Source organism: Micromonospora inyonensis (assembly GCF_900091415.1).
Lineage (GTDB): Bacteria > Actinomycetota > Actinomycetes > Mycobacteriales > Micromonosporaceae > Micromonospora > Micromonospora inyonensis.
In genome coordinates this window covers 1458850-1472423 of sequence record NZ_FMHU01000002.1, presented here as the reverse complement: position 1 = coordinate 1472423, position 13574 = coordinate 1458850, and the positions used below count along the sequence as shown (strand labels likewise).

Here is a 13574-nt window from a genome sequence, read left to right as displayed (position 1 = left end):
CCCACGCGGCGTGCCCGAGCGAACGGCAGGATGGTGCCCGTGGCAGTCGATCCCGAAGTGCTCGGCGATGTTCTCGGCCGGTTACGACCGGAGGTGCCGGGCATCCAGCTGGACCGGTGGGCGCCATCGGTGCAGGGTGCGGTGGGCCAGGTCGTCGGCGTACGCGACGGCAACGGGTCGCCGTACGTCCTGAAGGTCTATCCCGCGACCGCCCGACGGCGGCTGGACACCGAGGTGCTGGCCCAGCGGCTGCTGGGTGAGGTGCCCGGGGTCGTGGGGCCCCGGCCGGTCGGGTACGGGCAGCTCGGGCCGTCGGCCGTCGGCTTCCTGCTCATGACCCGCCTGGACGGCGTGCGTTGGGCGGACCGTCGCGCTGACCTCGACCCGGCCCGGACGACGGCCCTCACCCGTGAGGTGGGTCGGGCTCTGCGGCAGTTGCACCGGGTGTCCGGCCGGCAGTTCGGCGACCTGCTCGACGACGGGCCACGTCGGCCCACCGCGTGGGAGCACGTGGTGGCCCGGACCGGTGAGCTGACCGCGCGGTACCTGCGGACCGGTGGCCCGTCGCGCCTGGCGGATCGGATCCGGCGCTTCGTCGAGGACCACCGCCAGACCGTGGCGGCGTGTCCGGGGCCGGTGCTGTGCCACAACGACTTCGTCGACAGCAACCTGCTGGTCCCCGCCACCGGCGAACCCCGCCTGTGCGGCGTCGTCGACCTGGAACGCGCGTCCTGGAACGACCCGTTGAGCGACCTGGCCCAGACCCGGCTGCACGTGCGCTACCACCGACCCGCCGACACCACCGCCCTCACCGAGGGGTACGGCGTCGACGGCCCCGGTGAGCACCAGCGGTTGGACGTCCACGAGGTGCTGCACGCGCTGGCGGAACGGAACTGGATCGCCTACGACCGCCCCGCCGGCTGGCGGGAGTCGGTCGCCGCCCTGGACGCGCTCCTGGCCGAGAGCACCTGAGCCGGGCGGTGCGCCCGGGCGACTCGGGCGGGCCGGCGCTGGCAGGATAGCGTCGGGGCGGTGCGCACCCCTGGCGAACCAGCCACCCGGACCACGACCGAACGCTCGATCGATGCCCGCGTCCACGCGATCCTGGCGCGGCTGCCGCAGCGCGGACCGGCCTCCTGGCTGACCGAGTTCGTGGTCTTCGGGCTCAAACAGGCCTGGGCGTGCGTTTTCGGCGGGGCCATGCTGGTGGTCATCTTCGCGGCGCACCTCTGGTATCCGCAGGACGCGACACTCGCCCGCAACGACTTCCTGACCATCGCGGCGGTGGCCATCCAGATCGTCATGGTCGCGGCACGCCTGGAGACCCTGCGGGAACTGCGGGTCGTGATCCTGTTCCACCTCGTCGGCACGGCCATGGAACTGTTCAAGACCCAGGTCGGATCGTGGTCCTACCTGCCCGACGGCCTGCTGCGCATCGGTGCGGTCCCGCTCTTCAGCGGCTTCATGTACGCGGCGGTGGGCTCCTACATGGTTCGGGTGAACCGGCTGTTCGACCTACGTTTCGCGCGCTACCCGAAACGCTGGGCGACGGCCGTCCTGGCTACCGCGATCTACGCCAACTTCTTCACCAACCACTACGTCCTGGACGTCCGCTGGCTGCTCATCGCCGTCGTCGTGCTGGTGTTCGGTCGCTGCGTCATGCAGTTCCGCGTATTCCGGTTCCGTTGGCGCATGCCACTGTTGCTGGCGTTCCTCCTCGTCGCCTTCTTCATCTGGCTCGCGGAGAACATCGCCACCTGGTCCAACGCCTGGCTCTACCCCAGCCAGTTGGGCGGTTGGCAACCCGTCTCGCCGGCGAAGCTCGCGTCGTGGTTCCTCCTCATGATCATCTCGGTCGTGCTGGTCACCTGGATCTCGCCGCCGCAACCGCCCGACGACCCACCGTCGGCCCCGCCGGTGGGCGCCGACACGACAGCGTCCGGACCGGACGGGCTCCCGTCCTCCTCGTCGGAGCCGAGCTGATCCCGCTACGGGTTGCCGTAGTTGCCCTCCCAGTGACCGCCGACTGCGGGGGTGTCCGCCTGGATGGCGGTGCGGTTACCGTCGAGGTCGTTCTCCACCACCCGGCAGTTCAGGCAGCTGCCCCGATCGGTGATCCACAGGCCGTGGGTCTGGGTGCCGGGGCCGTTGTCACGGATCAGGTTGCCCCGGATGGTGACGGCGTTGACGCTGGCGTTGATGGTGATCCCGGCGCGGTTCGCGGGCGGTGCCGGCAGCTCGTACGCGGCACCGGGCAGGGGCGTGGCAGCCGACCAGGCGCTGGTCGCGCCGGGACGGATGGGGGCGAGGGTCAGGGTGTTCTCGTCGTTGGCGGCCACGACGGCGAGACGGTCGCCGACGCGGAGCACCTTGCCCCGGTGGCCGTCCTTCGGCCAGGTGGCCTGGTGGTCGACCAGGGTGGTGTCGCGGTAGCGGACGGACTCCCCGCCGCCGGCGGTGGCGGGAGCGCGTTGGCGGCCGTTGTTGCGGATCCGGTTGTTGATGACGACGGTGTCGCGCAGCGGGCGGTCGAACCGGATCCCGTCGGCGCTGTTGCCCCAGATGTCGTTGCTCTCGATGACGATCTCCTCGGCGGCTGTGCCGTCACTGGCACCCAGGTCATGGTGGTGGTAGCCGTAACGACCGTTGCCGCTGATCCGGTTGCCGCGCACCGTGTAGGGGCCCCGGGTGTTGCCGATGCTGACCCCGTCGCGCAGGTTGCCGTCGATGACGCAGTCGGTCAGCAGTCCACCCTTGCCGGGGATACCGGTGGTGCCCTTGGCCGACACCTGGAAGCCCGCCTCGAGGTTCCCGGTCATCGTGCACCCGGTGACGATGAGCCCGTCGGCGCCCCAGTCGGCGATGCCGAAGCGGTTGCCCTGGGCATGGCAGTTGGCGATACGGATGCCGCGCGGCTGGGGTTCGTCCCGGTACTGCATCTCCAGGAAGATCCCGTTGGTGGCGTTGCCCACGGCGCTGCAGTTGGCGATAGTCAGCCGTTCCACGGCCCCCCAGGCGCCGATGCCGACGCCGATGCCGGCACCGCCCATCTCGAGGCCGTTGTCCATCCGGCCGCATCCGACGACCCGTACCCCCTCGACCAGTGTGTCCTGGAGGAAGTCGCAGCCGAACCCGGTGGCGGCGGTGTGGTGGATGAACAGGTTGCGGAACAGCCCGCCGATCACGTACTGCAACCCGAGGCCCTTGGCCAGGGGGTTGTAGTCGGCCGACGCGACGCCCGACCCGTCGATCTCGAAGTCGGTGAAGGTGCAGTAGGCGAGGTGGTGGTCGGGGCTGGCGCCGTGCAGCTGGGCGGTGTGGAACGCCAGGGGCACGGGCTCGGCACGATTGCCCTCGTTGCTCAGCACGAAGCGGGTGGCACCCGGCCCGGCTCCCACCAGCGAGACCCCGCTGCGCCAGACCGTGCCGGCGTCGCGGATCGCGTACACGCCGGGCGGACAGTAGATGACCTGGGCCCGCCCGTTGGCGGCGAACACGTCGCCGAGCCGGTTCACGAGGGCGGCGAGAGCCGGCTGGTCGTTCGTCGTCCCGTCCCCGGTCAGCCCGTGCTCCCGGGCGTTGCACAGCGACGGTGCACCCGCCGCCCCGTGCGGGGACGGTCCCGGAGCGGTCGACGTCGCCTGGCGCGGCACCGGACCCCCCTCCTGTCTGCCGCCCGGAATCCGTGGGCGCCCGGCTCCGCACGATCCGGCAGGACGGTGAGGTGTGCGGACCGGCCACCCCGGGACAGCCTCGGCGTGCCCTGGCTCGACGGTACGGCCGACCCGTGGGACGAATGGCCGGAACCGACGAAACCGGCCGCCCGTGTGGTGCCGGCCGACCGGCACGGGCCCACGGGGAGATCCGGCCGCCGTCAGATGACGAAGTGCGTCCAGTAGGCCAGCCACGCCACGAAGAGGGCGCCCTGCACGAGGGCGAGGGCAGCGGTCAGGTAGGTGTCGAGCGTCGCCTGCCGGGCCCAGCGGGCCAGCACCAGGCAGACCGGGAAGACCGCGAGCAGGTAGCGCAGCAGGCTCTTGTACACCGGTGGGCCCATGGAGAGCGGAACCATGATCGTGACCAGCGCGTAGACGAGGTAGGGCAGCCCGATGTGCCGGACGCCCGCGACGACGACCACCAGGACGGCCACCGCGAACCACACCCGGATGCTGTCCCGGGGCTCCGCCGAGGTCAGGCCCTCGATGAGCACCGCGAGCGGGTTCTGCACGGTGATGGCCCACCCCTTCTCCTGGGCGTGCTTGTAGGCGAACCAGTCCCCGCTCTGCCACCAGCAGAACGCCATGAAGGTGAGCCACCCGGCGGGCACCAGGAGCAACGGCCAGCCGACCCGGACGTATCCCCGCAGCGCCCGGAGGCCGAGCCGGTAGCGCTGCTGCCGGAGCAGGACCAGGGCCAGCGGGACGACGACGAACATGCCGACCGACCGGCTGAGCGCGAGGAAGTAACCGATCACTCCGACGGCGAGCCAGTGCCGGCGCTCCGCGTGGTAGAACGCGGCGAGGGCGAGACAGAGGAAGAGCGACTCGGTCAGCGCCGCCTGGAACAGGAACGCGGTGGGCAGGAGCACCAGGTACCGGGTGAACCGTCGCGCCGAGGCGTCGTCACCGAGCAGCCGTCCGCCCAGCCGGTGAGCGTAGTAGAGCTGGAAGAGGAACGCGACGTTGCTGATCAGGAGCAGCGCCATCGCGGTGTTCCCGCCCAGGACCAGCGCGACGGGCCGGGCCAGGAAGGGGTACAGCAGCGGGAAGCCGAAGTCCCGCCACGGTTCGGTGAGCGGCAGCCGGCTCAGGTGGTCGTAGAGGAACGAGTCCCAGGCGAACCAGAAGGAGATCCACCGGTGTGGGGAGATCTCCTGTTGCTGGAGGCGCATGGTCCGTTCGTCGGCCGGGGGCGCGCCGGGCACGTCGTCGAACACCCGCAGCACCAGCACGGCGACGAAGGTGAGCAGGAGCTTCGTCCCGAGGAAGAGCGCCAGCACGAACGGCCAGGGTGCCGGTACCCGGTCGCCCAGCCGGGCCACCCGGCGGCCCACGCCGACCGCCCGCTCGCCGAGCCGGGAACGATCCAGCCGGGCGCGGGCCAGCGCCACGCGGCGTCGTACGCCGGCACCGGCCCGCCCGCCTGCGCTCATGTGGTGGTTCCCCCGCGTCCACCCCGCAGCCCGGCCGGCCGCGACCGGGCCCGGCATCCCCGTTCCGGGCCGGACGACACCTGCCCCACCCGATCCGACGGGTCGCCACCGGCCGCCGTGCGGACCGCTGCCGCCCAGGTGACATCGTCGCGAAGCCGGGTAAGCGTCCCGCCTCCACGACACCCACCGGTAGCAGGGGGCGGCGCAGGTATGGGTGAAGAGCACGGCACGGTGGTCATCGGCGCGGGGCCGGCGGGGCTGACCGCGGCATACGAGTTGCTCCGGCGCGGGATGCCGGTGCGGGTGTTCGAGGCCGACGAGGTGGTGGGCGGGATCAGCCGCACCGTGGAGCGGGACGGGTGGCGGTTCGACATCGGCGGGCACCGGTTCTTCACCAAGGTGTCGCGGGTCGAGGCGTTCTGGCACGAGATCCTGCCCGACGAGGACTTCCTGCTGCGCCCGAGGATGAGCCGGATCTACTACCGCGGCGCCCTGTACGACTACCCGCTCAACGCCATGAACGCGCTGCGCAACCTGGGGATCGGTGAGGCGGCGCGCTGCGTCGGCTCGTACGCGCGCTCGCGGCTGCGCCCGCCCAGGGACCAGTCGCACTTCGAGGGGTGGGTCTCGGCCCGGTTCGGCTGGCGGTTGTACTCGATCTTCTTCAAGACGTACACCGAGAAGGTCTGGGGCATGCCGGCCGACCAGTTGCAGGCCGACTGGGCCGCGCAGCGGATCAAGAACCTGTCGCTGTCCAGGGCGATGGCGAACGCGCTCCTCCCCCGGCGCAACCGCAAGGACGTCACCAGCCTCATCGAGGAGTTCCAGTACCCGAAGTACGGCCCCGGGATGATGTGGGAGCGCTGCGCCGAGCTGGTCGAGGAGCGCGGTGGGCAGGTCAGCACCAACACCTGGGTGACGGCGCTGCACCGCGACCCGGACCGCCGCCGCGCCGTCGCCGTCGAGGTCACCGGGGCGGACGGTCCCCGGTGGGAGCCGGCGGACCACGTGATCTCCTCGATGCCGATCTCCGAGCTGGTCGACGCCCTGCGCCCGGCACCTCCGGCGGAGGTCCTCGCCTGCGCCGCGGACCTGCGCTACCGCGACTTCCTGACGGTGGCGCTGGTGGTCCCGTCCGCGTTCTCCTTCCCGGACAACTGGATCTACATCCACGACCCGGCGGTCCGGGTCGGTCGGATCCAGAACTTCGGTTCCTGGTCGCCGTACCTGGTCAAGGACGGCCGCACCTGCCTCGGGCTGGAGTACTTCGTCTTCGAGGACGACGAGATGTGGCGTACCCCGGACGCGGACCTCGTCGCCCTGGCCAGCGGCGAGCTGGCACGACTCGGGCTGGTCGCGCCGGGCGTCGTCGAGGCCGGCTACGTCGTGCGGATGCCGAAGGCTTACCCCGTGTACGACGAGCGCTACCAGCGCAACATCGACGTGATCCGCGGGTGGCTGGCCCGGGAGGTGCCCAACGTGCACCCGGTCGGGCGCAACGGCATGCACCGTTACAACAACCAGGACCACTCCATGCTGACCGCCATGCTGACCGCCGAGAACATCGCCTGTGGCACCACGCACGACGTCTGGTCGGTGAACGTTGAACGCGACTACCACGAGCAGACGTCGAACGCCGACGGCAGCAGTGGGTCGGGGACGGGGCGCGACGCGCCCGTCATGCCGGCGCGGGCCTGACGCCGTCCCGCCGTCTCCCTGCCCTGGGCGTCGAGCATCCAGCGACCGGTGAGCCGGTGCCGGTCGGCGGGAGTCAGCGCCACCGGCTCGCGCCGGGGACCAGGCGGGCGACCGGTCGCGCCAGACGTGGCGGCCTGACGCCATCCCTCCGGGTCGGGCCAGGCTTCCGCGCACGTCAATGTCGTGGACGGGTCTTCGGTACCGGACCACGGCCCACGGCCATCGACCGCCGTTTCCACCCGGCGGATTGCGGAATCGACACCGGCCTCGACGACGGAACCCGATCATGAAGGTTGCTGTCAGGTAACGCAGAGGTGTCCGGAGCATTTCTTCAGCCTGATGCGTTGGTAGTGTGCGGCAGTGCCTCCCCCTTCGGTTGCCGAAGACGCCCGAGCCACGGCGGCCCCGAGCGCCGGCGCAGCCACGCCCGGCCGGCCACGTGGCGAGCGCGGCCTGTCCTGGTTGCTGCTCCTGCCATCGGTCGCGATCTTCGTCCTGTTCATCTTCTGGCCACTCGGCCGGACCCTCTACCTGTCCACCCACGCCAATGACATCTTCGGCGCACCGAGCGCCTACGTCGGCTTCGACCACTACGTCGAGATGCTTTCCGGCGAATTCCTCGGGGTGCTCGCGACCACCGCGATGTTCACCCTGATCAGCGTCGTTCCGGCGGTGCTCGGCGCACTACTGGTCGTCCTGCTGCTGGAATCGCGGATCCGGGGCGTACGCGCGTTGCGCACCGCCTTCGCCCTGCCGTTCGCGTTCTCGGTGGCCACCGCGTCGGTGGTCTTCGCCGTGATCTACAACCCGGCCATCGGCATCGCCAACGGGCTGCTCGGCGCGGTCGGCGTCGACCGGGTCAACTGGCTCACCGACCCCTCCATCGCCCTGCCCGCGGTCGGTGTCGCCACCATCTGGATGAACCTCGGCTACAACGTGCTGGTGCTCTCCGCCGGAGTCGCGGCCATCCCGCAGGAGGTGGTCGAGGCGGCCCGGCTCGACGGCGCGACCGGCTGGCGGCTCGCCCGCAGCGTGACCGTCCCGCTGCTCTCCCCGCAACTGTTCTTCCTCGTCGTGGTCTCCACGATTCACGCGTTGCAGAGCTTCGGCCAGATCCACATCCTCACCAAGGGCGGACCGGACGACGCGACCACCACCCTGGTCTACGCCATCTACGAACGGGCGTTCGCGTTCGGCTCCGCCGACTTCGGCGGGGCGAGCGCCCAGGCGGTCGTCCTGCTGCTGATCATGCTGGTCTGCACCGCCATCCAGTTCGGTGTCCTGGAACGGCGGGTGCACTACCGATGAGCCGACGTACCACTCCCGGCCGGGTCGCCGTCTACGTCGTACTCGGGCTGGCGCTGATCCCGGTGCTGTTCCCGGTCTACTACGCGTTCGCCGGTGCCGTGATGGGCCCCGGCGACCTGGCCACCTATCCCCCGGCGCTGGTCCCCGGCGACCTGCACTGGCAGAACTTCGGTGACGTCGAGGCCGTGCCGCTCGGCCGGTTCTACGTCAACTCCGCCGTGCAGGCCGGCGTGATCACTTTCGCCCAGGTGGTGACCAGCATCCTCGCCGCGTACGCCTTCGCGTTCCTGCGGATGCCGGCGAAGGCGGCGACGTTCGCGCTCTTCCTGGCCACGCTGATGGTCCCCTGGGAGAGCATCATCATCCCCAACTACCTGGCCATCTCGGACTGGGGGTTGACCCGTGGTGGGCTGACCTACCTCGGGCTCGTCCTGCCGTTCCTCGCCTCGGCGTTCGGCACGTTCCTGCTGCGCCAGGCGTTCCTCCAGTTCCCGGGCGAGCTGCGCGACGCGGCGGTGATCGACGGCTGCGGGCACTGGCGGCTGCTCTGGCAGGTGGTCGTCCCCCTGTCCAAGCCGTCCATCGCGGCGGTCGGGGTGTACGTCTTCCTCTCCGCGTGGAACCAGTACTTCTGGCCGCTGATCCTCGTCCGGGATCCGGAGTACCAGACCCTCCAGATCGGAATCTCCCAGCTCAACGATGCTGAGGCGGCCCAGCCGGGGCTGATCCTGGCCGGCGTCGCGCTCTCCCTGCTCCCCACCCTGGCCGTCGTGCTCTTCGGCCAGCGGTACATCGTCCGTGGTCTCACTGCGGGCGCACTGCGTTGAACCCCCACCGAGGAGAGGCAATGGCACTTCCACGACCACGCCGTACCGGCGCAGTCATCGTCGCCCTGCTCACCGCCGCCGCGCTGGTCGCCGGGTGCGGTTCCGAGTCCGGCGGCGAGTCGACCGACGCCCTGGACGCGCCGGGCGCCGAGGCGCTCAAGGGCACCAACGGGAAGACGACGGTCGAGTTCTGGCACTCCATGAAGGGGTCGAACGCCGGCGCCGTCGACAAGCTGGTCGCCGACTTCAACGCCGGCAACGGCGGCAAGGTCGAGATCAAGGCCGTCTACCAGGGCAGCTACGACGAGACCATCGCCAAGTACAAGGCGTCGGTGCAGCAGAAGACCACCCCCGCCCTGGTCCAGGTGTACGACATCGGCACCCGCTTCATGGTCGACTCCAAGCAGGTCGTGCCGATGCACCGGTTCATCGAGAAGGACGGGTTCGACGTCGCCGAGATCGAGCCGAACATCGCCAGCTACTACTCGGTCGAGGGCAAGCTCTGGTCGATGCCGTTCAACACCTCCACCCCCCTGCTGTACCTCAACAAGGAGGCGTTCGAGTCCGCCAAGCTCGACCCGACCAAGCCGCCGAAGACCCTGGCCGAGCTGGGTGAGATGGCCAAGAAGCTCACCGTGAAGGACGCCAGCGGCAAGACCACCCGGTACGGCTTCGGCGCGGCCATCTACGGCTGGCTGCTCGAACAGCTCCTCGCCACCGACGGCCAGGAGTACTGCGACAACGGCAACGGACGCCAGAAGCTCGCCACCCGGGTGCAGTTCGACCAGGCGGCGGGGGTGCAGGTCGCCCAGTGGTGGACGGACCTGGTCCGCAACGGGTACGCGGCGAACACCGGCCGGAAGACCGACGACGCCCAGGCGGCGTTCAAGGCCGGCACGGTCGCCATGCACCTGGAGTCCACCAGCGTGCTGCGCGGCTACGTCGACGCGGCGGCGGGCAAGTTCACCGTCCTCACCGCCCCGTACCCGAAGGTGTCGGACTCCTCCACCGGCGGGCCGATCATCGGCGGCGCGTCGCTCTGGATCAACGGGGTCGGCCACAGCGCGGCCGAGAAGCGGGCGGCCTGGGAGTTCGTGAAGTCCGCGGCCGGGGCCACCCCGCAGGCCCAGTGGCACACCGGCACCGGCTACGTGCCGATCAACGTGGGCGCGCTGGAGCAGGTCGACAAGGGCTGGGTGACGAAGTACCCGCAGTTCCGTACCGCGGTGGACCAGCTGCACGCGCTGCCGCCGTCGGTCGCCTCGGCCGGCTGCCTGCTCGGTGTGATGCCGCAGGCGCGCAAGGCCGCCGAGGACGGGCTGGAGGCCGCCATCGTCGGCACCAAGCCCGCCGAGCAGGCCATGAAGGACGCCGCCGCGAGCGTCCAGTCGGCGATCGAGAGCTACAACACGTCGGTGAGCTGACCTGCGGTCCGCTGGCCCACCGGCACCCCGGCGGGCCAGCGGACCCGGGCGGGGAACGCCGTTGCGCGGTTCGTCCATACTCGACACGTGGAGCCCGAGGCGTACCTGACGCTTGAGCTCGGCCCGGATGAAGTCGGCGCCGAGACCGTGAAGACCGTCGTCCTTCCCTGGTCCGGACACGCGGCGACGGTCCGCGTCCCGGCCGGGACCGTCGACGGCTCGATGCTGCGGCTGCCCGGTCTGGGACCGGCCGGGCCGGACGGATCACCGCAGGACGCCTACGTCCGGGTCCGGGTGAACGCGACGCCGGCACAGTTCGGGCCCCCGCCACAGTTCGGGCCTCTGCCCGGTCCGCCGCAGCACGGTCCGCCGGTGCTCGCCCCGGCCCAGCCCGCCCGACGCAGGACGGTGCTCGTCGCCGCCGCGGCGGTCGTGGCGGTGCTGGTGTGCTGCGGACTGCCGCTGGCGTTCTTCCTCGACGGCGACGACGAGGACGGCGCACCGGTCGCCGGGGTCCGCTCCGGAGCACCGTCGGTCGCGCCGTCCCCGAGCGCCGCGCCCATGACCCCGGACCAGTACCAGACGGTGCTGACCAGCACCGACCAGGCGTTGACCACGGGCTTCCGGACCCTCGCCGCGGCCAAGAGCCCCACGGCGGTGCGTACCGCGGCGTCCAACCTCGCGACGACCGCCGGCACCCAGCACCAGGCGTTGGACGACGTGGTGCCGCCGGCGAGCGTGGCGACCGCCCACGACACCCTCGTCGACGCGTTGGACGATCTGGCCGCCGCCCTGACCGGCACCGGCACCGGCACGTCGGGGCGGGCCTGCCTCGGGCCGGCGGCGGTCGCGCGGGTCAGCCGGGAGACGGCCGCCGACCAACTCCGGGCCGCTGCCCAGGCGTTGGCGACCGCCGACCCCACCCGGGCCTACCAGGTCGGTTCCTTCGTCCCGAAGGAAACCAAGGACGGCAACCGACGGCTGGGCAACGGCTCCTACGTCAAGCGGACCAAGGGCGGCCTCGGCCAGCTCAAGATCGATAATGGTGGCGCCGACGCGGTGATCAGCATCGTCCGGGGCAAGACAGCGGTCACCCGGGTCTACGTCCGGAGCAAGAGCACCTTCACGGTACGCGGTGTCCGGGACGGGACCTACCAGATCTTCATGACCAGCGGCAAGGACTGGGACGCCAGGAACAAGGCGTTCAGCCGGGACTGCGACTTCGAGAAGTTCGACGACCCGCTCACGTTCAGCACCACCTCGCGGACGTACACCAGTTGGACGCTCTCCCTCACCCCTGTGGTGGGCGGCAACGCCAGCACCAGCAGCGTCGACCCGGACCAGTTCCCCGGCGGATGACCGGGTTCACCGGCTCGCCGTGCCACATCGTGCCGGCCGTCGGTGACAGGCCCGGTGGCCGGGCCAGCTCACCCGAGGGCGGCGAGGGCGGCCAGCAGGCGGTCCACGTCGTCGTCGGTGCTGCCCAGTCCGAGACTGGCCCGCAGGGCGGTGGGCGGCAGGTCACGGTGCCCACCACGCGCGGCGGCCTCGGCGAGCAGCCGTCGGGCCAACGGGTGGGCGCAGAACAGCCCGTCGCGTAGCCCGATCCGGTGCTCGGCGGCGAGGGTGGCCGCCACCTCGGCCGAGTCCCGGCCGGCGACCACGAACGACACGATGCCGACCCGGTCGGCCGCGGGGCCGAACGTCCGCAGCTCGACGAGGTGCGGCAGTGCCGCGATGCCGGTACGCAACCGGGTCAGCAATTCCTGCTCACGGCGGTGCAGGGCGGCGCGGTCCGCGGCGGTGAGCGCGGCACAGACCGCCGCCAGGGCCACCGCACCGAGCAGGTTCGGGGTGCCGGCCTCGTGCCGCCCCGGGCCGGTGGTCCAGCGCACGTCGTGCGTCGCCGGCCCGACGTGCCGGGTGGCCCCGCCGCCGAGAAGGTACGGCGGGGCGGCGTCCAGCCAGTCCGCCCGTCCGACGAGCACGCCGGCACCGAACGGGGCGTACAGCTTGTGCCCGGACGCGGCGAGGTAATCCACGTCGAGCGCGGCCAGGTCGACGGGAACGTGCGGTGCCAGCTGGGCGGCGTCCAGCGCGACGCGGGCGCCGTACCGGTGGGCCACCTGGGCGAGTTCGGCCACCGGCCAACATTCCCCGGTGACGTTGCTCGCGCCGGTGACCGCTACCAGGATCGGCGCACCCGGGTCGGACCCGCGACGCAGTTCACGCAGGGCGGCGGCGAGCCCGCGTACCGCCGCGTGCGGAGAGTCGGGCACCGGCAGCCGGAGTGCCCCGGCGGGCCAGGGCAGCAGGTTGGCATGGTGTTCGGCGGCGAAGGTCACGACCTTCGTGCCGGCGGGAAGCACGTGGGCGAGCAGGTTGAGCGCGTCGGTGGTGTTCCGGGTGAAGATCACGTGATCCTCGGGGCGGGCGGAGAAGAAGTCGCCGACGGTCTGCCGGGCCCGCTCGTACGCGAGGGTGCAGCGCCGGGAGAGGGCGCCGGCACCCCGGTGCACGCTGGCGTACCAGGGCAGCAGCTCGGCCACCGCGTCGGCGGCGGCACGGGCGCACGGTGCGGAGGCGGCGTAGTCGAGGTTGACCTCGCCGGGCACTCCGAGCACCTGGAGCGGCTGGTACGGCGGTTGCGGTGCCGGACGGAGTCCGGCACGCAGGGGCGACGGTACGAGGGCAGTGGTCATGGCAGACCTCCGGCAGTCCAGGGACCCCGGAACGGCAGCTGGACGGGGTCCGCGCTTGCCCAGCACCTGGTCGCGCTGGGCCGGGTCATCACCCGGGGCACCCCACCGCGAACCTCGACGAGGGTTGCCGGCCAGCAAGCCGGGGCTTGTCGCTGGCACTCATGACCTGGGCCGCAGCTTAGCTGCCGGACGCGGTCCTGCCAAATCCGGGCAGCTGGGTGGTGGGCATCCGCTGGTGCTGCGTCACGATGCTGTCGGTGATCTCGCTGGGCGGCACCGGGTGACCGAAGTACCAGCCCTGCCCACTGTCGCAGCCGGTGGCGGCCACGCGGTCGGCCTGCTGGGAGGTCTCGATACCTTCGGCGGTCACGGTGAGACCGAGCTGGTGGCCGAGCGACACGACGGTCCAGCGTGTGGTCCGCCGACAGCCCCAGGTCGGCGAGAAGACGCGAACCGACGATTG

Annotated in this window: 10 protein-coding genes, 1 pseudogene and 1 riboswitch; of the genes and pseudogenes, 7 read left to right on the top strand and 4 right to left on the bottom strand. The window is 71.3% G+C overall.

Going from position 1 to position 13574, the window contains the following annotated elements:
- Positions 1–39 precede the first annotated feature (39 nt).
- Both GA0074694_RS21140 and GA0074694_RS21135 read left to right on the top strand, forming a co-directional pair.
- Positions 40–972 carry a phosphotransferase family protein gene (locus GA0074694_RS21140; protein ID WP_176738049.1) on the top strand — a complete coding sequence of 311 codons (933 nt, stop codon included), beginning with the start codon at positions 40–42 and terminating at the stop codon, positions 970–972.
- Positions 973–1032: 60 nt separating this feature from the next.
- Positions 1033–1983, top strand: a complete 951-nt coding sequence (locus GA0074694_RS21135) for a DUF817 domain-containing protein (RefSeq protein WP_141714226.1) — start codon at positions 1033–1035, stop codon at positions 1981–1983.
- Between the two features lie 5 nt (positions 1984–1988).
- On the opposite strand, the gene GA0074694_RS21130 is transcribed toward GA0074694_RS21135, so the two are convergent.
- Positions 1989–3653, bottom strand: coding sequence for a right-handed parallel beta-helix repeat-containing protein (locus tag GA0074694_RS21130; protein WP_091461082.1), 1665 nt, complete (start codon positions 3651–3653; stop codon positions 1989–1991).
- 221 nt (positions 3654–3874) lie between these two features.
- A complete protein-coding gene (locus tag GA0074694_RS21125; RefSeq protein WP_245714828.1) occupies positions 3875–5152 on the bottom strand; it encodes a hypothetical protein in 1278 nt (425 codons plus the stop codon).
- Positions 5153–5362: 210 nt separating this feature from the next.
- Between GA0074694_RS21125 and GA0074694_RS21120 the strand changes: the two genes are divergently transcribed.
- The 5 genes from GA0074694_RS21120 to GA0074694_RS21100 all read left to right on the top strand — a co-directional run bounded on the left by GA0074694_RS21120 (position 5363) and on the right by GA0074694_RS21100 (position 11768).
- Positions 5363–6850, top strand: coding sequence for an NAD(P)/FAD-dependent oxidoreductase (locus tag GA0074694_RS21120; protein WP_091461080.1), 1488 nt, complete (start codon positions 5363–5365; stop codon positions 6848–6850).
- Positions 6851–7312: 462 nt separating this feature from the next.
- Entirely contained in the window at positions 7313–8158 is an 846-nt protein-coding gene (locus GA0074694_RS21115) for a carbohydrate ABC transporter permease (protein ID WP_218105764.1), read from the top strand.
- The gene (locus GA0074694_RS21110) at positions 8155–8985 is read left to right on the top strand and encodes a carbohydrate ABC transporter permease (RefSeq protein ID WP_091461077.1); all 831 of its coding nucleotides are present in this window, start codon (positions 8155–8157) and stop codon (positions 8983–8985) included. The genes GA0074694_RS21115 and GA0074694_RS21110 overlap by 4 nt, the downstream gene beginning before the upstream one ends.
- 20 nt (positions 8986–9005) lie before the next feature.
- Entirely contained in the window at positions 9006–10409 is a 1404-nt protein-coding gene (locus GA0074694_RS21105) for an ABC transporter substrate-binding protein (RefSeq protein WP_091461074.1), read from the top strand.
- Between the two features lie 87 nt (positions 10410–10496).
- Entirely contained in the window at positions 10497–11768 is a 1272-nt protein-coding gene (locus GA0074694_RS21100; protein WP_091461071.1) for a hypothetical protein, read from the top strand.
- A 68-nt stretch (positions 11769–11836) separates the two neighbouring features.
- Here the strand turns inward: GA0074694_RS21100 and GA0074694_RS21095 are convergent, their stop codons facing one another.
- Entirely contained in the window at positions 11837–13111 is a 1275-nt protein-coding gene (locus GA0074694_RS21095) for an aminotransferase class V-fold PLP-dependent enzyme (RefSeq protein WP_091461068.1), read from the bottom strand.
- 46 nt (positions 13112–13157) lie between these two features.
- A riboswitch (SAM riboswitch) is annotated at positions 13158–13278 on the bottom strand.
- Positions 13279–13289: 11 nt separating this feature from the next.
- Positions 13290–13517: pseudogene (locus GA0074694_RS32340) on the bottom strand (EAL domain-containing protein); the annotation flags it as partial.
- Positions 13518–13574 lie beyond the last annotated feature (57 nt).

Coding starts and splice junctions, on each gene's coding strand:
- GA0074694_RS21125 (WP_245714828.1), bottom strand. CDS start 5,152: ATGAGCGCAGGCGGGCGGGCCGGTGCCGGCGTACGACGCCGCGTGGCG.
- GA0074694_RS21120 (WP_091461080.1), top strand. CDS start 5,363: ATGGGTGAAGAGCACGGCACGGTGGTCATCGGCGCGGGGCCGGCGGGG.
- GA0074694_RS21110 (WP_091461077.1), top strand. CDS start 8,155: ATGAGCCGACGTACCACTCCCGGCCGGGTCGCCGTCTACGTCGTACTC.
- GA0074694_RS21105 (WP_091461074.1), top strand. CDS start 9,006: ATGGCACTTCCACGACCACGCCGTACCGGCGCAGTCATCGTCGCCCTG.
- GA0074694_RS21095 (WP_091461068.1), bottom strand. CDS start 13,111: ATGACCACTGCCCTCGTACCGTCGCCCCTGCGTGCCGGACTCCGTCCG.